The sequence below is a fragment of the Salinibaculum salinum genome (assembly GCF_037645885.1).
GTDB classification, from domain to species: domain Archaea; phylum Halobacteriota; class Halobacteria; order Halobacteriales; family Haloarculaceae; genus Salinibaculum; species Salinibaculum salinum.
Genome location: NZ_JBBENW010000012.1, coordinates 95,392 through 118,363, shown reverse-complemented (window position 1 = coordinate 118,363; position 22,972 = coordinate 95,392). Strand labels below are relative to the sequence as shown.

Annotated in this window: 26 protein-coding genes and 1 tRNA gene; 14 read left to right on the top strand and 13 right to left on the bottom strand. The window is 62.4% G+C overall.

All coding sequences use genetic code 11. From position 1 onward, the window contains the following. Positions 1-45 precede the first annotated feature (45 nt). Positions 46-2,217, bottom strand: a complete 2,172-nt coding sequence (locus tag WDJ60_RS12010) for a hybrid sensor histidine kinase/response regulator (protein WP_340100692.1) — start codon at positions 2,215-2,217, stop codon at positions 46-48. Positions 2,218-2,770: 553 nt separating this feature from the next. Between WDJ60_RS12010 and WDJ60_RS12005 the strand changes: the two genes are divergently transcribed. Then, positions 2,771-3,007, top strand: coding sequence for a hypothetical protein (locus WDJ60_RS12005; RefSeq protein ID WP_340100691.1), 237 nt, complete (start codon positions 2,771-2,773; stop codon positions 3,005-3,007). Between the two features lie 48 nt (positions 3,008-3,055). Further along, positions 3,056-3,394 carry a lycopene cyclase domain-containing protein gene (locus WDJ60_RS12000; RefSeq protein WP_340100690.1) on the top strand — a complete coding sequence of 113 codons (339 nt, stop codon included), beginning with the start codon at positions 3,056-3,058 and terminating at the stop codon, positions 3,392-3,394. A 149-nt stretch (positions 3,395-3,543) separates the two neighbouring features. On the opposite strand, the gene WDJ60_RS11995 is transcribed toward WDJ60_RS12000, so the two are convergent. Genes WDJ60_RS11995 through WDJ60_RS11985 form a run of 3 tightly spaced genes read right to left on the bottom strand, consistent with a single transcriptional unit; the run spans position 3,544 to position 6,085 of the window. Next, positions 3,544-4,065: an FKBP-type peptidyl-prolyl cis-trans isomerase gene (locus WDJ60_RS11995; protein WP_340100689.1), complete on the bottom strand. Its 522-nt coding sequence runs from the start codon at positions 4,063-4,065 to the stop codon at positions 3,544-3,546. A gap of 2 nt (positions 4,066-4,067) precedes the next feature. Next, positions 4,068-5,558 carry a sulfite oxidase gene (locus tag WDJ60_RS11990; protein ID WP_340100688.1) on the bottom strand — a complete coding sequence of 497 codons (1,491 nt, stop codon included), beginning with the start codon at positions 5,556-5,558 and terminating at the stop codon, positions 4,068-4,070. Positions 5,559-5,614: 56 nt separating this feature from the next. Next, a complete protein-coding gene (locus WDJ60_RS11985) occupies positions 5,615-6,085 on the bottom strand; it encodes a plastocyanin/azurin family copper-binding protein (RefSeq protein ID WP_340100687.1) in 471 nt (156 codons plus the stop codon). A gap of 259 nt (positions 6,086-6,344) precedes the next feature. On the opposite strand from WDJ60_RS11985, the gene WDJ60_RS11980 reads away from it, so the two are divergent. After that, positions 6,345-7,088, top strand: coding sequence for a helix-turn-helix domain-containing protein (locus WDJ60_RS11980; protein ID WP_340100686.1), 744 nt, complete (start codon positions 6,345-6,347; stop codon positions 7,086-7,088). A gap of 42 nt (positions 7,089-7,130) precedes the next feature. On the opposite strand, the gene WDJ60_RS11975 is transcribed toward WDJ60_RS11980, so the two are convergent. Both WDJ60_RS11975 and WDJ60_RS11970 read right to left on the bottom strand, forming a co-directional pair. After that, the gene (locus WDJ60_RS11975; protein ID WP_340100685.1) at positions 7,131-7,763 is read right to left on the bottom strand and encodes a molybdenum cofactor guanylyltransferase; all 633 of its coding nucleotides are present in this window, start codon (positions 7,761-7,763) and stop codon (positions 7,131-7,133) included. After that, positions 7,760-9,007 (bottom strand): molybdopterin molybdotransferase MoeA, encoded by a 1,248-nt coding sequence (locus tag WDJ60_RS11970; RefSeq protein ID WP_340100736.1) that lies wholly within the window; start codon positions 9,005-9,007, stop codon positions 7,760-7,762. The genes WDJ60_RS11975 and WDJ60_RS11970 overlap by 4 nt, the downstream gene beginning before the upstream one ends. Positions 9,008-9,135: 128 nt before the next feature. On the opposite strand from WDJ60_RS11970, the gene moaA reads away from it, so the two are divergent. Genes moaA through moaC form a run of 3 tightly spaced genes read left to right on the top strand, consistent with a single transcriptional unit; the run spans position 9,136 to position 11,317 of the window. Beyond that, the gene (moaA, locus tag WDJ60_RS11965) at positions 9,136-10,182 is read left to right on the top strand and encodes a GTP 3',8-cyclase MoaA (protein WP_340100684.1); all 1,047 of its coding nucleotides are present in this window, start codon (positions 9,136-9,138) and stop codon (positions 10,180-10,182) included. Positions 10,183-10,226: 44 nt separating this feature from the next. After that, a complete protein-coding gene (locus WDJ60_RS11960; protein ID WP_340100683.1) occupies positions 10,227-10,832 on the top strand; it encodes a MogA/MoaB family molybdenum cofactor biosynthesis protein in 606 nt (201 codons plus the stop codon). After that, positions 10,829-11,317: a cyclic pyranopterin monophosphate synthase MoaC gene (gene moaC, locus WDJ60_RS11955; protein WP_340100682.1), complete on the top strand. Its 489-nt coding sequence runs from the start codon at positions 10,829-10,831 to the stop codon at positions 11,315-11,317. The genes WDJ60_RS11960 and moaC overlap by 4 nt, the downstream gene beginning before the upstream one ends. Before the next feature lie 18 nt (positions 11,318-11,335). On the opposite strand, the gene WDJ60_RS11950 is transcribed toward moaC, so the two are convergent. Then, on the bottom strand, positions 11,336-13,213 hold the full coding sequence (locus WDJ60_RS11950; protein ID WP_340100681.1) for a molybdopterin biosynthesis protein: 1,878 nt from the start codon (positions 13,211-13,213) through the stop codon (positions 11,336-11,338). 83 nt (positions 13,214-13,296) lie between these two features. Between WDJ60_RS11950 and WDJ60_RS11945 the strand changes: the two genes are divergently transcribed. After that, positions 13,297-14,130, top strand: a complete 834-nt coding sequence (locus WDJ60_RS11945) for a molybdopterin synthase (protein WP_340100680.1) — start codon at positions 13,297-13,299, stop codon at positions 14,128-14,130. Between the two features lie 3 nt (positions 14,131-14,133). Here WDJ60_RS11945 and WDJ60_RS11940 read toward each other — a convergent pair whose 3' ends face one another. Next, positions 14,134-14,562: an SRPBCC family protein gene (locus WDJ60_RS11940; RefSeq protein WP_340100679.1), complete on the bottom strand. Its 429-nt coding sequence runs from the start codon at positions 14,560-14,562 to the stop codon at positions 14,134-14,136. Positions 14,563-14,699: 137 nt separating this feature from the next. Between WDJ60_RS11940 and WDJ60_RS11935 the strand changes: the two genes are divergently transcribed. Then, a complete protein-coding gene (locus WDJ60_RS11935; protein ID WP_340100678.1) occupies positions 14,700-15,347 on the top strand; it encodes a helix-turn-helix domain-containing protein in 648 nt (215 codons plus the stop codon). Positions 15,348-15,372: 25 nt separating this feature from the next. On the opposite strand, the gene WDJ60_RS11930 is transcribed toward WDJ60_RS11935, so the two are convergent. Beyond that, on the bottom strand, positions 15,373-16,548 hold the full coding sequence (locus WDJ60_RS11930) for an inorganic phosphate transporter (protein ID WP_340100677.1): 1,176 nt from the start codon (positions 16,546-16,548) through the stop codon (positions 15,373-15,375). 114 nt (positions 16,549-16,662) lie between these two features. On the opposite strand from WDJ60_RS11930, the gene WDJ60_RS11925 reads away from it, so the two are divergent. Together WDJ60_RS11925 and WDJ60_RS11920 are read left to right on the top strand one after the other, a co-directional pair. Further along, positions 16,663-16,908 carry a BolA family protein gene (locus WDJ60_RS11925; RefSeq protein ID WP_340100676.1) on the top strand — a complete coding sequence of 82 codons (246 nt, stop codon included), beginning with the start codon at positions 16,663-16,665 and terminating at the stop codon, positions 16,906-16,908. Between the two features lie 65 nt (positions 16,909-16,973). Then, positions 16,974-17,315 (top strand): glutaredoxin family protein, encoded by a 342-nt coding sequence (locus WDJ60_RS11920; RefSeq protein ID WP_340100675.1) that lies wholly within the window; start codon positions 16,974-16,976, stop codon positions 17,313-17,315. A 1-nt stretch (position 17,316) separates the two neighbouring features. Here the strand turns inward: WDJ60_RS11920 and WDJ60_RS11915 are convergent, their stop codons facing one another. The 3 genes from WDJ60_RS11915 to WDJ60_RS11905 form a co-directional block, all read right to left on the bottom strand. Beyond that, positions 17,317-17,589 carry a hypothetical protein gene (locus WDJ60_RS11915; protein ID WP_340100674.1) on the bottom strand — a complete coding sequence of 91 codons (273 nt, stop codon included), beginning with the start codon at positions 17,587-17,589 and terminating at the stop codon, positions 17,317-17,319. A gap of 44 nt (positions 17,590-17,633) precedes the next feature. After that, positions 17,634-18,107: a hypothetical protein gene (locus WDJ60_RS11910; RefSeq protein WP_340100673.1), complete on the bottom strand. Its 474-nt coding sequence runs from the start codon at positions 18,105-18,107 to the stop codon at positions 17,634-17,636. A 193-nt stretch (positions 18,108-18,300) separates the two neighbouring features. Next, positions 18,301-18,375: transfer RNA gene (locus WDJ60_RS11905), tRNA-Val, on the bottom strand. 162 nt (positions 18,376-18,537) lie between these two features. Between WDJ60_RS11905 and trpD the strand changes: the two genes are divergently transcribed. From trpD to trpG, 4 genes are all read left to right on the top strand, one after another. After that, on the top strand, positions 18,538-19,536 hold the full coding sequence (trpD, locus tag WDJ60_RS11900; RefSeq protein ID WP_340100672.1) for an anthranilate phosphoribosyltransferase: 999 nt from the start codon (positions 18,538-18,540) through the stop codon (positions 19,534-19,536). Next, positions 19,533-20,183 (top strand): phosphoribosylanthranilate isomerase, encoded by a 651-nt coding sequence (locus tag WDJ60_RS11895; RefSeq protein ID WP_340100671.1) that lies wholly within the window; start codon positions 19,533-19,535, stop codon positions 20,181-20,183. Before trpD ends, WDJ60_RS11895 begins: the two co-directional genes overlap by 4 nt. After that, the gene (trpE, locus tag WDJ60_RS11890; RefSeq protein WP_340100670.1) at positions 20,180-21,784 is read left to right on the top strand and encodes an anthranilate synthase component I; all 1,605 of its coding nucleotides are present in this window, start codon (positions 20,180-20,182) and stop codon (positions 21,782-21,784) included. The genes WDJ60_RS11895 and trpE overlap by 4 nt, the downstream gene beginning before the upstream one ends. Positions 21,785-21,855: 71 nt before the next feature. Next, on the top strand, positions 21,856-22,452 hold the full coding sequence (gene trpG / locus WDJ60_RS11885; RefSeq protein WP_340100734.1) for an anthranilate synthase component II: 597 nt from the start codon (positions 21,856-21,858) through the stop codon (positions 22,450-22,452). An 11-nt stretch (positions 22,453-22,463) separates the two neighbouring features. Here trpG and WDJ60_RS11880 read toward each other — a convergent pair whose 3' ends face one another. Continuing rightward, a complete protein-coding gene (locus tag WDJ60_RS11880; RefSeq protein WP_340100669.1) occupies positions 22,464-22,670 on the bottom strand; it encodes a DUF8029 family protein in 207 nt (68 codons plus the stop codon). Positions 22,671-22,972: the final 302 nt, after the last annotated feature.

Here is a 22,972-nt window from a genome sequence, read left to right as displayed (position 1 = left end):
GCCCCGGCACCATCGGCCTCGAAGGACTACGCACTCAGACGCGTGTCACTCCTGCTTCACCCCGTGGAACTCGAAGCGTGCGCCGCCGTCTCGACTCTCGGTAATCGTCACTGTCCAGTCGTGGGCGTCCGCGATTTGACTGACGATAGCTAATCCGAATCCGGTCCCGTCTTTCGAGGTGGTAAAGCCCGACTTGAGAACGTCCTCCCGCTCCTCGGGCGGGATACCGGGACCGTCGTCCTCGATGTAGAAACCATCAGAGAGCGGACCGACACGGACGGTTGCGTCCGAACCAGCGTGTTCTCGGGCATTCCGAAAGAGGTTTTCGAACACTTCACAAACCCTGGCGTCGTCCATCAACAGCGGTCTGTCTTCGACCACTTCGAGACACATTATCTTGGTATCGACGTGGTTCCAGGCAGTAGTCGCAACCGCTTCCAGGGAAGCGGGAGTCGGGTCGAGGACAGTCTTGCCCTGCTTGGCCAGTGCCAGGAGCTCGTCGATGAGTTCGGTCATCCGGTCGATGGCCTGTTGGATCTCTGCGTGAGCCATTTCGGGGTCGTCCGCTTCCTGGGCCATATCGAGATGGGCGTCCATGACGTTCAGCGGATTCCGGAGGTCGTGGGCGACAGTACGCCCGAACTTTTCGAGTCGCTCGTTCTGCCGTTTCAGTTCTTGCTCCTGCTCTTTGAGTTCGGTGATATCCCGGTTGATCGCGACAAAGTGAGTGATTTCGTCGGTGTCGTTTTCGAGCGGTGCGATAGTCTGGTCGATAACGTACTGCTCGCCACTCTTGCGCTGGTTGATGAGTTCACCTTTCCAGACGTCGCCGCTGAGGATTGTTCCCCAGAGGTCCCGATAGAACTCCTGATCGTGTTCACCCGAGTTGAGAATCGCTGGCGTCTGACCGATCGCCTCCTCCCTGTCGTATCCGGTTAGCTCCTCGAACGCAGGGTTGACGTACTCTATTGTCCCAGACGCGTCGGTGACGATGACGGCGTGGCCGGCCTGCTCGACAGCCTCACGGAACATCTTGAGTTCGCGCTCGCGCTCTTTTCTGGCCGTGATATCCTGGATAGTCCCGACGTGATATTCGTCGTCCCCGACCGTCACGTGGGTTGTTACCGTGTCGACGGGAACCATCTTTCCGTCGTCGAATCGCTGATTGACGCCCTCCTGGCGTCGTGTCTCGCCGGGGTCGAACGACTCCCAGTACTCGTCGAACAGGTCGGCTTCGAACACGGGATTGACCGTCGTAATCGACCGCCCAGAGAGGGTTTCGGGAGCAGTGCCGAGTATGTCGGCGTAGGCCTCGTTTGCGTAGCGGATGGTCCCCTCAGCGTCGTACGCTGCAATGCCGGTTCCGACCTGTTCGATGGCCTGCTCGAAGAACGTGAGGTTCCGCTCGCGTCGTTTGCGGACGGTGATGTCGCGGTTGATGGCGACAAAACCGGTGATGGTCCCGTCGTTCGAAATCGGCGAGATTGTCTGGTCGATGACGTACTGGTGGCCGTTCTTGTGTTCGTTGATGACCTCCCCTTCCCAGACCTCGCCACTGAGAATCGTCCCCCAGAGATCCCGATAGAACTCCTGGCCGTGCTCGCCTGATTTGAGGATTGCGGGTGTCTCGCCCAGGAGTTCTTCGAGCGAGTAGCCAGAGACATCTTCCATCGTCGGATTCGCGTAGGTGATAGTGCCGTCGGCCTCGGTAACGAGCATCGCGTGACCGGCGTGTTCGATAGCAGCATAGATGTCCTGGAGTTTCTGTTGCTGGCGAGTGATGGTGACACAGTCGTCGATTCGCCTCGCCAGAAGTTCGTACCGCGTCTCACCGGTATCTTTCTCGAGATAGTCGTCTGCACCCAACTGGATTGCGCGACTGGCGACCCGTTCAGAGCCTTGGCCGGCGAACATCACAAAAGGCAGGTCCGGAAAGCGGTCCGCGACTGCCTCGAGAAATTCGAGACCGTCCATCCCCGGCATCGCGTAGTCGCTGACGACGCAGTTGATCGAGCTGTCTCGCGTGAGACGGTCGAGCGCGGTCTCGGGACTGGTTTCGATCGTGACCTCGAAGCCGTATTCCCTGTCGAGATAGTCCGCAACCAGACTCGCGAAGTCCCCGTCGTCGTCGACGAGCAACACGGTAATCGTCGTCTCTGCTGCCTCGATATCTGTCGGCTGTCCCGCCGGGAGTGTCTGTTCTTGGGGTGATGTCATTGTCCTTCCAGTACGTTCTCAAAGCTGGTCCAGTCTCGTGGCAGCTACCATCGATATCACAGATGAATTGATTTTGATCGGCCATCGGATATAAATATCACCACTGGGAGCGGCGCCCGTCTCAACTAGCCGACTGGTCGGCAGACGACTATCAGTTACTTCGCTCGCCGATCGGTCGGTCGCTGTGGTGGCATCGCCGCTCCAGTCAGCGGTCGTATCGACCGTTCGATCTGGCGCTTCATGCCCCTCAAACATAGCGTTGTCGACATCAGGAGACTCGAACGGTGTAGCGGCTGCTTGGTCGGTTTCTCGACTCGTTCCGAGCGCGCTACGGCCATACCCCGAGGAGTTCGACATGTACTATGAGTGTACTGTACTCAACGCCCGAATAAATCGAGAGTTGAATTCTTACAGTTTGAGAATTCGATTCACGTTTTCATAATCACACCTATTTGACTGCGAGGTATCGTCCTGGAGAGATGGTCCACAGCACCGTTCCCAGCAAGTGAAAATCCGAGTACCGGCTATTAAGAAGGTCCCCCTATATGTTCGTATGGCTCACCACGAACGCCCATGGGAGCAGGACCGAACTGACCCGGCCGAAACATTCCTCAAATACGTCGGCATGGCCGGCGTCGCACTGACGGCACTGTTGGTGCTCGGACTCGTCGCCGGTCTGTTGTTCCTGTTCGTGCCGACGACGGAGGCACTCGGGACCGTCGCGTTCACCGTCCTGCTCGTCGTCGTCGCCTACGCCGCTGGGAACTACGGCGACTTCGAGCGTCGGTAGGACGACTGGGGAGCGAACTTTTACTGTGAGTCGGGCCAAGAAACGACTGTGCTGCCCGACATTACCGTCTTCGGCGAGTACACGTATCTCGTCACTGAACTGCTCTGGGGGTCGATTGCGCTCGCACTCGTTGCCTACGCTGGTGTCTGGCGAGCGGCAGCCCGGACTGTCGTTTTGCTCTACCCTCCCGCCTTCGTCTGGGACTGGTACACACTGGAGGTGGGCGTGTTCGCCATCCCGATGCGGACCGGCGTCGAACTGCTCGGGATTCCCATCGAAGAACACATCTTCATCCTCGTCGTTCCGACGATGGTCGTCGGCACCTACGAGACACTTCGCAAACTCGACGACGACGGGCGACTACCGGACGCATTATCTATTCGATGAGAGCCGATCGGGAAAAGTACGAGACGAAGGAGACGCTAACAGTCGAAGATCGACTGGAATCGCTGGGAGAACAAACCACCCACAGAGACGGGCAGACCGCTACACCGGTCGCCTGAGGTGAGAAACGAGGCTGACCAGCTTGATCCGCCCTACGTCGAACCGCCGGCGTCGGCCGGTTCAACGGGCTGGCCAGTTTCGCTGGCGTGGGTCTCCAGGAGTTTTATTTCGAACTCCACGCGTTCGCCGGCGAGTTCGTGATTGAAGTCGACAGTCACCTCGTCACCTGAGACGTCAGTTATCCAGCCGACATCGCCGCGCTTGCTCTCGACGAGTTCCCCTACTTCGGCCGTTGTGTCGCTTCGTTCTTCCAGTTCCTCGCGAGCTATCGCCACGATGGAATCCTCGTCGACCGCTCCGTAGGCCTTCTCAGGGCCGAGAACGACTGTCTTCGTCTCGCCCTGAGACATCTCCTGAACGGCTTCTTCGATACCGGGGAGGACGTGGCCCTCGCCGACCCGGAATTCGAGGGGCTTGAAATCGCGGTTGTCATGATAGATTCCCTCATCGAGTGCGACATCGACGTCGGTCGTCTCGAAGACCTCCCCAGCGTCTGGGCCGTCGGCGAGTCGCCCCGTCAGATGGACGATGGCGACCTGTCCGGGTGTGACCATCGTCACTCCTCTACGGTGCAGGAGACGCCGTGGGGTTCGTACGCGTTGAGTCCGTATCCGCTCTGATTCCACGGATACTGGTCGTTGGAGATGCTGCGGAGTTGGTCGTCGGGAGCGGATATAGACGCCGGCTGGGTGTAGCCGCGCTCGTCGGTCGCCCGAGAGACCAGGGTGTGATCCCCGGACGACGGGTCTTCCCAGACGTAGCGGAACTGCCGCCAGCCGGAGTTCCCGTCGACCGGACCGAAGAACTCGGCCTCGCCCCAGGAGTCGCCACCGTCCGTCGATACCTCGACGGTCTCGACAGCGTCGTCACCGGCCCACGCGACCCCGATAATCTCGATAGTTCCAGCGGGTGACGGAGAGACCGTCTGTCCCTCACCCGGATAGCCGATGAGAGACTTCTCGACCTGGTCGTACATGTAGGCGTTGTCTATCTGGTCGGTCTGCTCCATCTGGTCGCGCGTGTCGTAGACCGGGATATCCTCGTAGTGGGTTGCTCGAGTGTCTTCCTCGGGAACCACGCGGTAGGAGTACTGCTGCCAGTGCGTGTACGTCCGCTGTCCGTCCTCCGGAGCGCCCGGTTCCTCCCACTCGTCGCCGATGACCATCGTCTCCATGACGTGCATCCGGTTGACCCACTTGACGTTGTTACAGCCGAACCAGCCCGGGACGAGCAACCGTACCGGGAACCCGTGATCGGGCGACACTGGCGACCCGTTCATGTTGTACGCCAGCAGCGTGTCGTCCATCACCTTCTCCATCGGGATCGACCGGGTGAAGATATCTTCACCCTCAGGATGTTCGCCCCCCATCACCGTGAGGAAGTAATCTTCGCTCGTCTCCGCGCCGTAGTACTCCAGAATCTCGGAGACTGGCGTACCGGTCCAGACGGTGTTCCCGACGGCGCCGAACGACCACTGGTTGCCACCGACCTGCGGGTCGAAAAACGACCGACCGTTCCCGGCACACTGCATCGTGTGCGTGATCGACTCGGTGCTGAACGAGTGTTTTATTTCTTCCATCGACAGATCGACTTCGCTGTCGACGAGCCCAGTCAGCGAAACGCTCCACTCCGATTCCTCGATATCCGGTGTGGGGTAGTGGTTCCGGATATAGTGTTCTTCGCGCGGTGTGATGTAGTCCGCGTAAGTCGATCGGGCCGCAGCCTCAGCGTTTTCCGGTTCCGGTGAAAGAATTCGCAGACCAGGGTAGCGCTCTTCCAGCGACGGTTCCTGGTCGTCGTCTGCGTCGTCATCGTCATCATCGTCGGGAGTCTGTGTCTCGTCGGGCGTCGGTTCCGGTTCCGCCGTCGGTGTTCCCGACTCCGTCTCAGTCTCGGTCCCATCGTCGGGGCTTCCCTGACAACCGGCGAGGACGCCGACACCAGCCATCGTCCCCGTCGCCATCAGGAACCGCCTGCGTTCGACGAACCGGTCTCGAAGGGACGCCCCTTCAGAATCACCCTCGTCACGTCGTTGCTGCTGTGACATGTGTTCCCAATAATAGTGGAGGATACCATCAACTGTTGGTTGTTACACACCAACACCTACTCGGAGACAATTACCGTGCCGACCATCCCCTGTCCAGCGTGGGGAGTACAGACGTAGACATACTCACCCGGAACAGTAAACTCGTGCTCGAACGTCTCGCCGACATCCATGATGGAGAAGTGGCTGTCGCCCTCGTAGGACGTGAACGGATCGGCACCCTCGGGATTCTCACACTTCGGTGACGCGTCCGGGTGGCTCGTGACGTTGTGCCCTTCGCTCATCGCTTCCCATCTGACGGTGTCGCCGACGCTGATCTCGACCTCTTCCGGGTCGTATCGGAGGCGACCCTCCGGTCCGACAGCCACATCAGTGACGCTGCTCTCCGGCGTCTCTTCGGACCCAGTGGTGGGTGGTTCTTCGGTCTCGTCCGCCTCGTCGTCGTCGTCCTGTTCCCCGGAACAACCGGCGAGTGCCGCTCCGGCCGCGAGCGCGCCAGTCGTCCGCAGGAACGCACGTCGTTCGATCATGCTTCACGCCACCGGAAGCCTTCGACCAATATATAACCTGAATTGGTACACACCAACTTGATTGTGGAATAGTCAAAAGTTCTAATACGAATCGAGTGTTTCGTAGTGCTGTGTTAGTCCAGCGCAGGGACCGCGCCGGCGACACGTTTCAGTCGCTTGCCCGAATGACACAACCGCGAGGAGAACTGACCAGTCGGAGCAATACCACGAAAAGAGCGGCGTCCACTCACCAGAACAGCCAGAATCCACCTCGAGACCCATGCGTGAACTAACCTTCGAACTCGTATACGAGGAAGGGGTCGATCCCCTGATGGACATGTTTATCGAGTTCCCGACGCTGTCTGCCGATTCGATTGCCAGTTGTATCCGTCGCGATCGACTGTGGCGAATCGAACGTTTCGCCGGCCCAACGTCAGCGCTGGATACAATCGAACGCTTCAAGCTGAACTCGAATCTGCCAAAGGAGGAGATGACAGCAACAGAGTGTGGTGCAATCCGGGAACACAACGTCCTCGAGCGAGCGCCGTCGACACTCGCGCTGTACACGTTCGTCAAACGTCTCCACACCTGTGACTCGGTGCTGGCTCTCGCGGGACGCCACCTCGATCTCGGAGTCGTGTTCCAGACACAGCGCCACGGCAACAGCTACGAGTGGCGCTTGCTCATGCGGTCCGAAGAGAACGTCGACACCTTTTACGAACTCATCGAGGAGAACCTCGACGACGGAATCACGCTCAACATCGGTCGGCTCGGTGATGCCGAACACTTAAGCTACAACTCGCTTGCTAACGTCTCTATCCCCGACAAACAGCAGCAAACCCTTCGGGCAGCCATCGAACACGGGTACTACGAGACACCGCGGGAGATCACGGTGAGCGAACTTGCAGACCTGCTCGATATCCCACAGTCGACAGTGTCATATCGACTCCGACAGGTCGAGGCCCAACTCGCCAAAGGTTACATCGAACGGTTCGACGACGATCTCAAAGCGCAAGTGCAGTGAGACGGGAGACTAATCGGTCCCGAGTCAGGGAAACTGTGCTGCTCAGCGCGCCGAATCGGTCGAGAGTGAATCGAGATCCGCTGGAGAATTCACGTCGTGGAGGCTACGCCAGTCAGTCTGTTCAGCGACGGTCGCAGCCGGAATCACGGTCGTATCCAGCCGGTCGAACGCGCCGTGCAGACTCCGCCGATCGCTCGCGAGCAACTGGTCGGCGACCGACCGAACCCGTTCGACGTGATACACCGCGTGCATCGGCTGAAGATGTCCGCCTCTGAGTTCGGGCACGACGGCATCGGACCCATCAGCGCGGTCGAACAGAAACTGCAGAAACGTGGGATCGAGACGGGGCATATCACAGGCGACCACCGCGGCGTACTCCGAATCGACACGTTCGAACGAGTTCCTGATACCGGCCAGCGGCCCTCTGTCCGGCACCGGGTCGATAGCAAACTGCGTCAGGGACGCGAGACCTGCACTCCCGAGCGCGCGTTCGAAATCGGACCGTTGTTCGGCCCGACAGCTGACGAGTACGGTATCGACAGCAGACGTGAGACGGTCGACGACCCGCACGAGCATCGGTTTGCCGTCGATAGCCGCCAGCGCTTTGTCACCGATGCCGAAACGAATCGAGTACCCGCCAGCGAGGACGACTGCGCTTCGCTCCGAGTCGGTCATGAAGAACAGTCGTCCACCGGGTGGACCGGTCGCTCCCACTGTGTGACCGAGACGGTCTCACCGGCTGGGATTCCCTCGCGCGATTCGGGGATCTCGACCCAGCCGTCGGCCAGCGCGACGCTCGTCATGACGCCAGCGCCGCTTGTCCGTACCGGCTGGGCGACGGGGGGCCGACCTGGCTCCGACTGAGCGTCCTCGAGGCGTACGCGGGCGAACGTACGTTCGCCGGGCGAACTTCGGAGTTTCTCTGCGAGCGTGGCACGGACGGTCGGCGGCGACTGTGGCTCGGTCCCGGCGAGCCAGGCGACCGCCGGCCGGACGAACTGGATCGCGTTGAGGAGACAGGAGACGGGATAGCCCGGTAGCAGTATCACCGGCGTCTCGTCGACGACGCCGAAACCGACCGGGTGGCCGGGTTTGATTGCGACGCCGTGAACCAGAACCTCGCCGCTGTCTGCGACGACATCGGGAACGAGGTCGCGGTCGCCGACAGACGACCCGCCAGTCGTGACGACGATATCGTGGTCCGTGTCGGCTTCGATAGCCTCTCGGAGGGCGGTTTCCTCGTCGGTGACGATATCTCGGCGGGTCGGCTCACCACCCCACTGGGTGACCAGTGACGAGACGAGCAGCCCGTTCGTTTCGACGACTTCGCCGGCTTCGGGGGTTTCCTCCGCCGGCACGAGTTCCTCGCCAGTAGGGATGACGCTCACGCGCGGGCGTTCCATCACTTCGACTGTCTCACGGTCGGTTGCCCGGAGGAGTGCGACATCCGACGGGCGAAGGCGGTATCCCGAATCGAAGAGGTGCTGGTTTGGTGCAACGTCTTCACCGGCCGGGGAGACGTTCTCACCGCTGGCGACGGCGTCGTACACCAGCAGCGCATCGTCTCGCTGCTCGGTCTGTTCGACCATGACGACGGCATCGGCCCCGTCGGGAACCGCGCTCCCGGTGTGGACCTGTGCCGCCTGCCCGGCTTCGACGGTCTCTGCAATCGGTTCGAGCTGGACCGGTGAGCGCTCGGACGCCTCGAACGTGTCCGCTGCGCGAACAGCGTAGCCGTCCATCGCCGCCCGGTCGTAGTGTGGCACGGCACGGTTCGCGTCGACATCGCTCGCGAGGACGTGTCCGACAGCGTCTGCGGGAGACCTGTGTTCTGTCCGGCGGTGTGGAGGGCAGTGCTCCTGCAGTCGCTCGCGTGCACTGGCCAGCTGAAATACCTCTGTGAAGCCGGCTTCGTCCATGTCTCCCTCATCGTTGTCCCCACTCAAAATCCCCGTGGTCGCCAGAAACCTCATATTAGACGTTCGCTGGCCGAGAGGGGCTCAAATGACCCCCAGTATTAATAGCCTGAACGTCATAAGTTAACGTCGTGCCCCTCGAAGACGACCACGGGCGAGCGGTCACCGGTATTCGCGTCTCGCTGACCGACCGGTGTAACTTCGATTGCGTCTACTGTCACAACGAGGGACTCGGCGACACGCGCGGCCCGATGGACCCGCAGGACGGCGAGATGACCGCAGACGAGGTCGTCCGGGTTCTCGAGGTTGTCCACGAGTTCGGCGTCGAGAAAGTGAAATTCACCGGCGGCGAGCCGATGCTCCGCGACGATCTGACGGAAATCATCCAGCGCGTTCCCGACGGGATGGAAGTCTCGATGACTACCAACGGGACGTTCCTGCCGGGCCGTGCAGCGGAGCTCGCAGCGGCTGGCCTCACGCGGGTCAACGTCTCGCAGGACGCTATCGACCCGGAAGCGTTCGCAGAGTTGACGAAGAGTGGTGCCTACGACAAGGTTATCGAAGGCGTCGAGGCTGCACTCGAGGCTGGCCTCGCACCGGTGAAATTGAACATGGTCGTGATGGAGCCGACAGCCGGGTACGTCCCACGGATGGTCGACCACGTCGCGGAAAACGACGGGCTCCAGTTGCAGCTCATCGAGTACATGCCCGAGATTACGGGCCACCCCGAATGGGCGATCGACATCGACCGAGTCCACGACTGGCTCACAGACCGAGCCGACCGGGTCGAACACCGCGAAATGCACGACCGCAGACGCTACTACGTCGGCGCCGACGGCGAGGCAGAGACACCCGACATCGACGCTGGCGACCCAGACGGACCGGCAGCGGGCGAGGGAATGGTCGAAATCGTCGACCCCGTCGAGAACGAAGAGTTCTGCGCGAACTGCCACCGGGTCCGCGTTACCCACGACGGCAAATTCAAAGGCTGTCTCAACCGCCACGACGACCACCGCTCGATGGCCGACATGACCCGCGAGCAAATCCGGGCCACATTCCGCGAAACCGTCGCCAACCGCGTCCCCTATTACGGCGAGTATATGGTCAAAGAAGACGGCCAGTGGGTCGTCAACGACGACTACATCGACCGTCCAGTCCCGACGGCCGACGACGACTGACCGCAACCCAATCTACTAACTCCGTCCCGTGTAATCGTTGGACAATGGCTGATGACGACCAGCATCACGAGCACCACGATCACGAAACCGGACACGACGGACACCACGCAGACGATAGAACGTCCGTCTTGTTCGGCATCCTGACAGTCTCGTCGAGTCGCACGCTCGACAACGATGCGAGCGGCGATGCAATCGTCGACAGCGTCGAAGCGGCCGATCACACCGTCGCAAGTCGGGACCTCGTCGCGGACGACGAGCGCGCAATTCGCGACCGACTCACGGAACTGCTCGGCGACGAGGCAGTCGATGCCGTAGTCACGACAGGCGGAACGGGGCTGACACCGGACGACGTGACGCCCGAAGCCGCCAGCGAACTCTTCGACCGGGAGATTCCGGGCTTCGGCGAGCAGTTCCGCGCGCAGTCGGTCGAAGATGTCGGTCCACACGGAATGCTCACCCGCGCGACGGCTGGCATTGTCGACGGCAAGCCAGTGTTCTGTCTGCCCGGGAGCGAGCAAGCGGCCGATTTCGGGACGACTGAACTCGTCGTTCCCGTCGTCGGCCACGTCGTCGGACTGGCTGGTACCGAAGGAGACAATCACGACGACCACAGCGAGCATGGCGGCCACGAGCACGGAGGACACGAATGAGCGACGGAGCGAACGACGACCTCACGCACACCGACGAGGAGGGGGCCGCACAGATGGTCGACGTCGGTGAGAAAGCGGACAGCAAACGCCGTGCGAAAGCGCGCGGCCAGATCCGACTCCAGCCGTCCACAATCGAAGCTATCCGAGACAACAGCGTCGAAAAGGGGGACGTACTTGCAACAGCGCGCATCGGCGCGATTCAGGCCGTCAAACACACCTGGGAGACGATTCCGATGTGCCACCAGATTCCGGTGACGAACGTCGACACCGAATTCGCGCTCAACGACGAGACGGTCGAGCTAACTGTTGCCGTCGAGACGACTGGAAAGACCGGCTGCGAGATGGAGGCGCTCGAAGGCGTGACGACGGGGCTGAACGTCGTCTGGGACATGGTCAAAGCCGCCGAGAAAGACGAAGACGGGCAGTATCCGTCGACGGCAATCGAGGACGTTCGGGTCGTCGAGAAAGTGAAAGAACAGTTGTGAACGCGGACGCGCGTGTCGCTATTCTGCCGGCGCGTAGCCGGGCGTTTCTGTGAGCAGGGACGGCAACCGATCGGCGAGGTGGTCCCGCAGTCGCTCGACGCTCGACTTGTCCAGCCTGGTCGGATTCGGGACGACACCGAGCGTCTGTGTTCCGACCGGGACGAACTCCAGGCCGAGTTGCGTCGCTGTCACGCGCAGTCCAAGCCCGGCGTCGGCTCGACCGGCAGCGACGCTTCGTGCTGCGGACTCGATGCCTGGTAGTTCGCGGTGGAAGCCGTCGATGGCCGCTGCGGTGTCCTCGGCACTGTCGAGAGCGAGCGTCTCTAGATGCTCCGCCAGTGCAGTCCGCACCGCCAGCGAGTCGTCCAGATTGGCGAACCGATAGTCGCCGTCCACGAGGTCCGAGAGTGCAGTGATGTCATCGGGATTGCCGGCCGGGACGACGAGCCCCCACTCCCGGTTCCACCGGGCGAGCGGTTCTGCGCGTGTCCCGGTGAGGTCGTCCGTTGGCGTTACGGTGACATCCGGAACGTCGTCGTCGACCCACCGACTGGCGTCGGTCGCAGAGAGCGAGAGAAAGCGGCTGGTTGCGAAGTCGTCGAGCAGCCGCGCAAAGACGGGGTCCGGGTCGCCGACACCGAGCAGCGCGGGTATCGGAGCGTCGTCGAACCGCTCGACGGTGACAGTCTCACCGGCCGCGAGCAACGACGTTTCCGCGGCCATCTGGACGATGCCATCGGTTTCAGCGAGTGTCGTCGTCGCGCCGCTCCCCTTTGCCGGGGCGTACGCGACCAGGTCGCCGTCACCGTCTGCAACCAGTCCGACCGCGACGAGTCGCCGGCGGCCGCCATCGTACCGAACGCGGGTCGCGAGCGTCGCGTCTGCCGTCGCTGTCTCGGGTTGGGGTCGGCCACTCACCGCACGCAAGCGAGGTGCGACGAAGGTTCGGAACACCGAGAGTGCGGAAACGGGATAGCCCGGCAGTCCGACGTACGGCGTGTCGAAGATCCGACCGACGAGCAGCGGGCGGCCGGGTTTGATTGCGACGCCGTGGACCAGAATCTCGCCGTGTTCTTCGACAAGTCGATAGAGCAGGTCGGCCGCACCGGCACTCGTCGACCCGGAGGTGACGATGAGCGAAGCGTCCGCAGCGGCATCGGCCAGCGTCTCGCGAAGCGTCTCCTCGTCGTCCGTCGCTGGGGTGTAGCGGGTTGCTCGTGCGCCCGTCGCGTCGACGGCAGCGGCGATGGTGTGACTGTTTACGTCGTATATCTGGCCAGCAGCTGGATCGGGTTCCTCGCCCGGCTGGACCAGTTCCTCCCCGGTCGAGACGACGGCTACGTCCGGTTGAGAGCGGACAGGGACGCGCTCGTGACCGAGCGCAGCAAGGAGGCCGAGGTGGCGCGGACCGAGTGTCGTTCCGGGACCGAGTGCAGCGTCCCCTGCGGCGATGTCGGCACCTCTCGGCATCACGCTATCGCCGGGCGCGACGCCGGTCATCACGTCGACGGTGTCCTCCCTTTCGACGGTGCGCTCGACGGGGACGACGGCGTCGGCACCGGACGGTAGAACTGCCCCAGTCGCGACCTGAACCGCGTCGCCCTCGCCGACGCTGGCGTCGGGTTCGGTCCCAGCCCGCACCGTCCCGACAACCCGGAGAGTCGTGGGGTCGCCCTCGCTCGCGCCGAAGGTATCCGCGGCGCGAACGGCGTAGCCGTCCATCGCCGAGCGGTCGAAGCCGGGCACGTCGAGCGGCGCGTCCACGTGCGCTGCGAGTGTCCGCCCGTTCGCCTCTGCGAGCGGGACTGTGTCGGTCCCGGCCGTGATAGCGAGGTCAGCGAGCGCATCGCGGGCAGTCGCTGGCGGGACGAGGTCACGGAACTCGCGACGAGTCATACCAGCGCTTGGACGGCCGCACAAAAGAGCGTACCCCCTCTCGCACCAACACCTACAAACACGTCTCGGCCGAACAGGAGCGTATGAAAGTTATCCGGGTGGTCGGTCCCTCGGACACGGGCAAGACAACGCTGGTCGAGAAGTTGGCAGCGCGTCTGGACGACCGCGGCAGAGTCGGCACAGTCAAACACGTCACCTGCGAACCGGACGTGGATACAGACGACAAGGACACCGCTCGCCACCGCGCGGCCGGCGCAGCCGAGACCTACGGCATCACGGACGGCGGCGAGTGGTTCGCCACCGGCGAGGCCCGGACGCTGACCGAGACACTCGATCGGCTGGCAGTCACCTGTGACTACGCACTCGTCGAAGGGTACAGCGACGAGTCACCCTTCCCGACCGTCGCGCTCGGCGGCGCAGACGCCGAGGACCCGCTCGCAACCGGAGAGACAGCCGACGACGTGGACGTGGATGCCGTCGTCGACGAACTTCCAGATATCGAGCCGTACGAGACGCTCGAGTCACTGGTCGCACGCGCAAAGCAGTCGTCAGCGGCCGACCGCGCCGGCGCAATCGCGACGTTTACCGGGCGCGTCCGGACGAAAGCCAGCCCGGACGACGACCCGACCGAATTCCTCGAGTTCGAACGCTACGACGAGGTCGCCGCCGAGCAGACGGCTACGATTCGTGAGGAACTGGCCGCTAGAGACGGCGTCTACGAGGTCATACTCCACCACAAAACGGGTGTCGTCGAGTCGGGTGAGGACATCGTCTTCGTCGTCGTCCTCGCCGGTCACCGCCAAGAGGCGTTCGAAACCGTCGAGGACGGGATCAACCGGCTGAAAGACGAAGTACCGCTGTTCAAGAAGGAAGTGACCGTCTCTGACGAGTTCTGGGCACACGAACGCGACCACTGAGTATCACTTGGCGGCTATCGCCTCGGCCGCCACGTCTTCCAGGTAGTCGAACTGCGCGGTGAGTTCCTTCCGCCGCTGGCGCGAGATTATCGTCCCGTCGAGAATTGGCCCGACGAGGTTCACGTCCAGGGCGAAGTCCGTCGTCGCCGTCACCGTCACGGTTCCGTCACCCGATTCGAGCGTGTACCGGGTCGTCATCGTCTCGAAAATGCCGTCGACCTGTTCGTATGCGAGCACCGAATCGGTCTCGACACACCGCAAGTCCAGTTCGATCGTCAGCAGTCCGACGTGGTTCGTAATCGTCATCTCCCTCCCGTCGACAGCCACCCTGTCGAATCCAGCGGCCTCCATGAACGGTCCGAGGTCCAGCATCGCCTCGCGAACGGGTTCGATTTCCCCTTCGAACGAGCGACTGAGCGAAACGGTCTCCATACTGGCTGTTTGTCGACCATTCGCAAGAGTACTTCGACAAACATGTTCGGACAGTGCTGCCACTCGGCAGTCGTCAAATATCAACCTCGAATATGTTCGGGAAAACTCATTGCGCTCGGGGGCGAATATATTCGCCTATGCCACAGGCGAAGCTGCGCCTCGACATTCCAGACGAGGTGTGGATCGGGGACATTACGAGACGGTATCCAGACGCGTCGGTCCGAATTCTGGCCGCGCTGTCGGACGAGGACGCGGGCGTAGGGCTTGCCGAAATCACCGCATCGAACCCGCGAGAGGTCGTCCGGGACATAGAGGACGCTGAGGACGTCACCTCCGTCGATATGCTGAAATACAGCGACGGTGACGTACTCGTCCAGTTCGAGACGACGATGCCGCTGTTGCTGTTGCCGGCTCGCGACTCCGGTGTCCCGCTAGAGATGCCCTTTGAGATTCAGGACGGAACTGCGACCTGGGAGGTCACCGCCCCCAGCGAACGGCTCTCGGAACTTGGTACACAACTGGAGTCGTTCGGTATCTCATTTACTGTCGATTACGTCCAGCAGCGACTGAACGAGGAGCAACTGGTGACTGACCGACAGCGCCGCGTCGTACAGACGGCGCTCGAAGAGGGGTACTACGACACGCCGCGGGACAGTTCGCTGACGGAACTGGCCGATTCGCTCGACATCGCGAAATCGACCGCCAGCGAGACGCTCCACCGCGCGGAAGAGAAAATAATCAAACACTACGCCGAACAGTTCCAGTGGGCGTCCAGCGAGGAATGACTGTTTCGAGACGGTGAGCCACAGGTCAGAATCCAAACAGCGGAACGAATCGGAATGTCAGGTACGCACTGAACGTTGCCACGACGGGGACGAGATTCTGCATCAGGACGACTCGTGCCGTCGTCGATGGGTTGAACAGTTCGTTCGCCTGTGGGATATCTTCGGGGTCCTCTTCGCCGATACGCGGGAGTTCTTCTCCTTCCTCGTCACCCGCGAGCGAACCCGGCGACATCGCGGTCCCTTCGCCACGGACGCTCTCTGCGACGGTCGTCGTCCGCGTCGCGCGTCCCCAGCCGAGTCCGACGATGCTCATCGTCGCGATGATAACGAAGCTGGCGGGGATACCGATCGCCGACAGCGCTGTCACGATTATCGCACTGACCGTCGCGACGATAATTGCCGCCGTCAGCGGGAGTTGCGTGAGGTCGCTACCGAGCGTATCGAGCGTTCGGCGGGCGATAGTCAGCGCCCCGACGGCGACGGCCGCAGACCCGAAGATGATACCGACGTTCATGCCGATGTCGCCGCTACCGACCAGCGGCGCGATGGCGTTGGCGATGTTGGAGGTCCCAGCCGAGAAGGCCATCAGACAGCCGATTGCGACGACGATGCCCGTTCCGAACAGTTCGCGTCGGGTCGTGTTGGGGCCGAGCGTCACAGCTGGAATCGTCCCCGACCGGTCGATATCGACCAGGGCGCCCTCGCTCTGGGCAAGGGCGATACGACGGTTCAGCCGGGCGTAGAAGTACCGGCCGATGATTCCGGACACCCAGAAGGCGATGATGGGCGCGACGATCCACCAGGTCACAATCCGACCCATCACGCCCCAGGCGAGTTCGTTCGCGGCCAGTCCCAGCCCGGCGATTGCCCCGACAGCGGTCATCGACGTGGACGCGGGCACACCGACGTAGTTGCCCAGGAAGAGCGCACCGCCGATGAAAAACAGGACAGTCACGTTGGCCTCCAGCGAGAAGATGGTCGTGGACGTGACCAGTTCCGTCCCGAGCGTGTCGACGACGCGTCGTCCGATTGTCCACGCACCGACGAAGAAGAATACGGACATCAGCGCACCGGCGACGACCTTCGAGAGAACTCCCGCACCTACAGCCGGACCGAACGCCGGTCCGGTGTTCGCCCCACCGATGTTGAAACCGACGAACGCGGCGATGACGAGCCCGATAATGAGGAGTACTTCTGTCACAGACAGAGCAACGACGGCAATCGTTTAAACGCCGGCGATTTACTCATCCGGCTGTGGACTGTGACCCCGTCGCGTGAGACAAGCGTTTTGCCGGCCACGCTCCTGAGGTCGTGTATGGACACCGCTGACGTAGAGCGACTCATCGAGGACGGACTCCCGGATGCCCAGGCGACGGTGACGACACCCCGTGACCCCGACGACGACGAACACTTCGCGGCCGAGGTCGTCTCGCCGGCGTTCGAAGACGAGTCGCTCGTCGACCGCCACCAGAAGGTCTACGATGCGCTCGGCGAACACATGACCGATGATATCCACGCGATAGAGATCCGCGCGTATACGCCCGAAGAGTACGAGAGTTAGGCGAGAGCCAGTGACAGACGTTCACGAGCACAACCCCTTTACTCGCGCCGCCCCAACAGCGGTCTATGACATTCGACCCCAGCGCGGAGTTCGACCCCGAGGAAATCGAACAGGAAGTCGACGAGACAATCGAGAACAACGAAGTCGTGCTGTTCATGAAAGGCACCGAACTCATGCCCCAGTGTGGCTACTCGCGGAAAGCAGTGGCACTCATCCAGCAACACCGCGACGACATGGAGACAGTGGACGTCCTGGAGGGACTCGACCACTACCGGGAGGCACTGGCCCGCCACAGCGACCGCGAGACGATTCCCCAGACGTTCGTCGACGGGGAGTTCGTCGGCGGCAGCGATATTCTCGAACAGCTCCAGGAACGCGGCGAACTCGCCGAAACGCTGAACGCGTAGCTCAACTGGCTCGGCGGTTCGCGATACGCCCCACGACCAGTCCTGCTGCGATCATCAGCGCCGAGAGCACGGAGTAAAAGCCCGCCTGCATGTACGCGCCGCTCTGCACTGCGTTCCATCCAGCGGGGAGGATGGCTCCCGCAGCCAGAAAGTGCAGGCCAACAACTGCCCCGCCGACCGAGAACAGCGACGGGAACCACCCGTCCGATTCGCTGGGCGTCGGGTCGAGTTCCGGGTCGAGATAGTCCTCGACATCGTCGTCGGTGTCAGTCACACACCGTCGTAGGCGGCCGTGTTACAAACAAGCGTCGAAGCGTGTTAGAGCAACACCAGCGGCCCGGTAAGCACCACCAGCACTGCGACGTAGACGGATGCTGAGAGCGCCCAGTCCCGACGGACCTGTGGCACGCGTTCGTCCGGAACCTGTCCGTACACCACGAGAACGACATACGAGAAGAACACAATCATCACTGGTAGCTGGACGACGACAGCGACGACAACTGCGAGGAGTGCTGGTGCGTCGCCGAGAAACAGTGCTGCGATAGCCGTTACCCCGACAAAGAGAATCCCGCTGAGGGTCCCCGCAGCGTAGTGAACTGCCGTCGCCAGCCCGTCCGGTGCCGAGTCGAGCGATTCACCGGAGAGCACCCCTGCTGCAACCTGATACGACGTTTCACCTTCCGGTAAGCGCCCCATCGGTACGTCCATCACCAGCGTCGCGACGAACCCGGCAATTGCACCGATGACCAGACGAACCGGGAGCGCTTCTGGCGAGGTGAGTTCGACGACCATGTCTGGTGGTCGGTCTGGAACGCCTAATACGCGCTGGCCGGAGTTTCGTGGGAGCGAATATCTCCGTCTGGGTAGAGAGAACGCTCTGAAATTACTACTGTAATCCACTACTCTCCCACTGGCTTGACTGCAAAAATGCCACAGATAGAACGGCGATACCGAGTGAGATTCCGAGAAAGTGTAAAAGCGCGGATGGGTTTGGGCAGATTTGAACTGCCGGCCTCCTCCATGTCAAGGAGGTGTCATAACCAGCCTAGACCACAAACCCTCGCTGGTGTGCAACTGCACTCGTTCGTTGATGGCAGGGACAATTGAAGGTTTCGAATTCCAGTCCCGCTTCCGTCCCCGGAATTGGCCGCTGAGGCGACACGCTTAAGTCGTTGTACGATTGTGTTCATTACAACCCGAAAACGTACATTGGTGATTTCAAATGCAAGAGTACATCGAGCGCGTCACCGACGGCGAGGATTTGACACAGACCGAGGCACGAGAGGCTGCCACGGCCGTCTTCGAGGATGCGACCGAGGCACAGATTGGGGCATTGTTGACCGCGCTTCGCGCGAAAGGCGAGACGGAAACGGAGATCGCAGGTTTCGCCGAGGGGATGCGCGACGCCGCCCGAACGATTACACCCGACCGAGAGACGCTGGTCGACACCTGTGGCACCGGCGGCGACGACTACAACACGATCAACGTCTCGACGACCAGCGCCATCGTCGCTGCCGGTGCTGGCGTCCCCGTGGCAAAGCACGGCAACTACTCAGTCTCCTCTTCGTCGGGGAGTGCCGACGTACTCGAAGAGGTTGGCGTCAACGTCGAGGCCGAACCGCCAGCTGTCGAGGAAGCAATCGAGCGCGACGGCATCGGCTTCATGCTCGCGCCGGTCTTTCACCCGGCGATGAAGGCTGTCATCGGGCCGCGGAAGGAACTTGGAATGCGGACCGTCTTCAACGTCCTCGGCCCGCTGACGAACCCGGCGGGCGCGGACGCACAGGTCGTCGGCGTCTACGACCCCGACCTCGTGCCCGTCCTCGCTCGCGCGCTCGCTCAGATGGACGTCGAGCGGGCGATGGTCGTCCACGGCGATGGACTGGACGAGATCGGCATCCACAGCGAGACACGCGTGGCCGAGATAGACGGGGAGGAAGTGACCGAGTACACGCTGACACCGGCCGACCTCGGACTCGACCAGGCCGACATAGAGGCAGTCGCGGGCGGGGCACCCGAAGCGAACGCCGCCGATATGCGCGCTATCGTCACCGGCGAGGAACGAGGGGCGAAGCGAGACATCATTCTGGCGAACGCCGGCGCGGCAATCTACATCGCGGGCGAGGCCGACTCGATAGCGGAGGGGGTCGACCGGGCCGCCGACGCTATCGACTCCGGCGGGGCCAAAGCCAAACTCGAGGAGTTGTGCGAGACAGCATGACGCGAGTGAAGCTCTGCGGCATCACGCGCGAGGAGGACCGGGACGCCGCCGTCGCGGCGGGTGCCGACGCTGTGGGGTTCATCGTCGACGTGAACGTCGAGTCACCCCGCGAAATCAGCGCCAGGCGCGCGGCGGAACTCGTCGAGGGCGTTCCGCCGTTCGTGACCACCGTCCTTGTGACGATGCCCGACTCCGTCGAGGAGGCTGTCACGCTTCTGGACGAAGTGGGTGCCGACGCTGTGCAGGTTCACAGCACGCTCGCACCCGAATACGTCGGTGGGCTCCGGGCGCGCGTTACCGGCACAGTGCTGGCGGCCGTCGGCCCGGACGCCGACTTGCGAGCCTACGCCGACGCCGCCGACGCACTGCTCGTCGATTCCGTCGACAGCGAGGGCGGCGGTGGCACCGGCGAGACGCAGGACTGGGAACGTACCCGCGACCTCGTCGCTGGCATCGACACGCCGGTCGTGCTGGCCGGTGGGCTGACCCCCGAGAACGTCCGGACTGCCGTCGAGACGGTCGCCCCGTACGCTGTCGACACTGCGAGCGGGGTCGAAGCAGCGGGTGGCATCAAAGATCACGACGCGATGAGCGCGTTCGTCGCTCGTGCAACAGGGACGAAGACGACTGAGGGTGTCGACGCATGAGCGGTCTCGATACCGACCGCGAGACGTTCGGCGAACTGGCAGCGGGAGACCAGCCAGCGGTGGTCCGGACCGCGGTCGAACTGGACAACGGCATAGGGCCGCTGGCGGCCTACGCCGCACTGACCGGACGGACCAGTGACGTGGACGCCAACGACTACACGTTCCTCCTCGAGAGCGCCGAGAAGGTCGCGTCCAGCGATCCCGATGGTGCGTTCGCTCCGAGTGGCGACGACCGCCACGCCCGGTTTTCCTTCGTCGGTTACGACCCAGAAGCGGTCGTCACCGTCGACGGCGCGACGACGGACATCGAACTGTTGAACGACCGCTACGCGGACGTGCTCGACCCCAATGGCGGCGACACGCTCGACAGTCTTCGAGCGGCGATACCCGACGTGGAACTGCGCGGCTTCGAGGAACACGAGCGTCAGCACCTCGACGGCGGCCTGGTCGGCTTTCTCTCCTACGACGCCGTCTACGACCTCTGGCTCGACGAAGTCGGCGTCTCGCATCCGGACTCGCGATACCCCGACGCGCAGTTCGTGCTCACCACGAAGACGGTCGTCTTCGACCACGCCGAGGACACCGTCTCGCTGGTGTTCACGCCAGTGGTCCGGGACGAGGACGACCCCGTAGCAGTGTACGAATCACTCGAGTCCGAGGCCGAACGGGTTGCCGACCTGCTCGCCGACGCGACAACCCCCGAAACTGGCGGCTTCCGCTGTGACCGTGAGGTTGCGGGGCCACAGGACGACTACGAAGAGGCCGTCGAACGCGCCAAGGAGTACGTCTACAGCGGCGACATCTATCAGGGAGTAATCTCACGCACGCGGGAGCTCTACGGCGAAGTCGATTCGCTGGGCTTCTACGAGGCGCTGCGGGCGGTCAATCCCTCGCCGTACATGTATCTGCTTGGCTACGACGACCTGACTATCGTGGGTGCGAGCCCGGAGACGCTCGTGTCGGTCGGGAACCGCCACGTCGTCTCGAACCCCATCGCGGGAACCTGCCCGCGCGGGAACTCGCCCGTCGAGGACCGTCGGCTGGCTGGCGAGATGCTCGCCGACGGCAAGGAGCGGGCCGAACACACGATGCTCGTGGACCTGGCGCGCAACGACGTGCGCCGCGTCGCCGAGGCGGGCAGCGTCCGCGTCCAGGAATTCATGAACGTCCTCAAGTACAGTCACGTCCAGCACATCGAGTCCACGGTGACGGGCACGCTCGCCGCGGAGTACGACGCCTTCGACGCCGTTCGGGCATCGTTCCCCGCCGGGACCCTCTCGGGCGCGCCGAAGATTCGAGCGATGGAGATTATCGACGAACTCGAACGGAGCCCGCGAGGGCCCTACGGCGGCGGCGTCGGCTACGTCTCCTGGCAGGACGACGCGGATTTCGCCATCGTGATTCGGTCGGCGACGGTAGAAGATGACATCGAAGCGGACGAGAGTCAGCGCATCACCGTCCAGGCGGGCGCCGGTATCGTCGCCGACAGCGACCCGACGGCGGAGTACGAGGAGACAGAAAAGAAGATGGACGGCGTGCTGACGGCACTGGAGCGAATCGAAATTGACGACGCTGCGGCGACACAGGAGGTGTCGCGATGAGTTCCAGCGACGGAGAAGTTGCGGGAACGGACCACCCCGACAGCGCGACCCAGTCCGGAGATGCGCCGTCGATGCCCGCCGACCGGCCACGCGTCCTCTTCATCGACAACTTCGACTCGTTCACCTACAACCTCGTCGAGTACGTCAGCGAGCACGCCGAGACCGAAGTCGTCCGCAACACCGCATCGCTGGACGACGTGCTGGCCTTCGACCCCGACGCAATCATCATCTCGCCGGGGCCGGGCCACCCGAAAAACGACCGCGACGTCGGTGTCACGCTCGATGTACTCCGGGAGGTCAGTCCAGAGGTTCCGACGCTGGGCGTCTGTCTCGGACTGGAGGCGGCCGTCTACGCCTACGGCGGGACGGTCGGGCGCGCCCCTGAACCAATCCACGGGAAAGCGTTCCCGATGGATCACGACGGGAAAGGCGTCTACGAGGGACTCGAGCAGGGCTTCCAGGGCGGTCGGTACCACTCGCTTGTCGCAACGGAAGTTCCCGAGGAGTTCGAGGTGACGGCAACCACGACTGTCGACGGCAAAGAACTGGTCATGGGGATTCGCCACCGCGAGTACCCAATCGAAGCCGTGCAGTTCCACCCCGAGAGCGTGCTGACGGCGGTTGGCCACGACGTGATTCGGAACTTCTTGTCGGGCGTCGGTCGATAGACGCTCCCGGCTTACAACACGCCAAAGCCGAGGATACCGAGAATCCACAGGACGATACCGATAGCCAGAGCGATGAGGATGAGTCGCCACGCGACGGCGAGGACGAACCGACCGACGAGGACGACGAGCGCCAGAATGGCCAACCCGACGAGGATCGCCGGCGGCGACCCGAGCGGTCCTAGCCCCTGAAGGAGGACAGCAATTACTGGAAGTAGCATCACTATGTGAAACTGACACTCGGGCAAGGCATAAGCTTCGTGGCCCGCAATCTCCAGTCGAAACCCCCCGTGATTTCCACTGCATTCGCCGGTGCTGTCTTGCGCATCGACACCACCGGTTTTCACTTCCACTCCGGTCTGCAATCCATTAAGAGGGAGCATCCCTTGTATACAGTTCGTAACGGTACGTCTGCGAACCTGGAGTATCGCGGCGGAGCAAACAGAACAGTGATATCTGTATCGTATCCAGAAAATCCGCAGACCCAAACGGTTATTTGGGGCCAAATCGAACACGTCTTTCG

Coding starts and splice junctions, on each gene's coding strand:
- WDJ60_RS12010 (WP_340100692.1), bottom strand. CDS start 2,217: ATGACATCACCCCAAGAACAGACACTCCCGGCGGGACAGCCGACAGAT.
- WDJ60_RS12005 (WP_340100691.1), top strand. CDS start 2,771: ATGGCTCACCACGAACGCCCATGGGAGCAGGACCGAACTGACCCGGCC.
- WDJ60_RS11995 (WP_340100689.1), bottom strand. CDS start 4,065: ATGGTCACACCCGGACAGGTCGCCATCGTCCATCTGACGGGGCGACTC.
- WDJ60_RS11990 (WP_340100688.1), bottom strand. CDS start 5,558: ATGTCACAGCAGCAACGACGTGACGAGGGTGATTCTGAAGGGGCGTCC.
- WDJ60_RS11985 (WP_340100687.1), bottom strand. CDS start 6,085: ATGATCGAACGACGTGCGTTCCTGCGGACGACTGGCGCGCTCGCGGCC.
- WDJ60_RS11980 (WP_340100686.1), top strand. CDS start 6,345: ATGCGTGAACTAACCTTCGAACTCGTATACGAGGAAGGGGTCGATCCC.
- WDJ60_RS11975 (WP_340100685.1), bottom strand. CDS start 7,763: ATGACCGACTCGGAGCGAAGCGCAGTCGTCCTCGCTGGCGGGTACTCG.
- WDJ60_RS11970 (WP_340100736.1), bottom strand. CDS start 9,007: ATGGACGAAGCCGGCTTCACAGAGGTATTTCAGCTGGCCAGTGCACGC.
- WDJ60_RS11960 (WP_340100683.1), top strand. CDS start 10,227: ATGGCTGATGACGACCAGCATCACGAGCACCACGATCACGAAACCGGA.
- moaC (WP_340100682.1), top strand. CDS start 10,829: ATGAGCGACGGAGCGAACGACGACCTCACGCACACCGACGAGGAGGGG.
- WDJ60_RS11950 (WP_340100681.1), bottom strand. CDS start 13,213: ATGACTCGTCGCGAGTTCCGTGACCTCGTCCCGCCAGCGACTGCCCGC.
- WDJ60_RS11945 (WP_340100680.1), top strand. CDS start 13,297: ATGAAAGTTATCCGGGTGGTCGGTCCCTCGGACACGGGCAAGACAACG.
- WDJ60_RS11940 (WP_340100679.1), bottom strand. CDS start 14,562: ATGGAGACCGTTTCGCTCAGTCGCTCGTTCGAAGGGGAAATCGAACCC.
- WDJ60_RS11935 (WP_340100678.1), top strand. CDS start 14,700: ATGCCACAGGCGAAGCTGCGCCTCGACATTCCAGACGAGGTGTGGATC.
- WDJ60_RS11925 (WP_340100676.1), top strand. CDS start 16,663: ATGGACACCGCTGACGTAGAGCGACTCATCGAGGACGGACTCCCGGAT.
- WDJ60_RS11920 (WP_340100675.1), top strand. CDS start 16,974: ATGACATTCGACCCCAGCGCGGAGTTCGACCCCGAGGAAATCGAACAG.
- WDJ60_RS11910 (WP_340100673.1), bottom strand. CDS start 18,107: ATGGTCGTCGAACTCACCTCGCCAGAAGCGCTCCCGGTTCGTCTGGTC.
- trpD (WP_340100672.1), top strand. CDS start 18,538: ATGCAAGAGTACATCGAGCGCGTCACCGACGGCGAGGATTTGACACAG.
- WDJ60_RS11895 (WP_340100671.1), top strand. CDS start 19,533: ATGACGCGAGTGAAGCTCTGCGGCATCACGCGCGAGGAGGACCGGGAC.
- trpE (WP_340100670.1), top strand. CDS start 20,180: ATGAGCGGTCTCGATACCGACCGCGAGACGTTCGGCGAACTGGCAGCG.
- trpG (WP_340100734.1), top strand. CDS start 21,856: ATGCCCGCCGACCGGCCACGCGTCCTCTTCATCGACAACTTCGACTCG.
- WDJ60_RS11880 (WP_340100669.1), bottom strand. CDS start 22,670: ATGCTACTTCCAGTAATTGCTGTCCTCCTTCAGGGGCTAGGACCGCTC.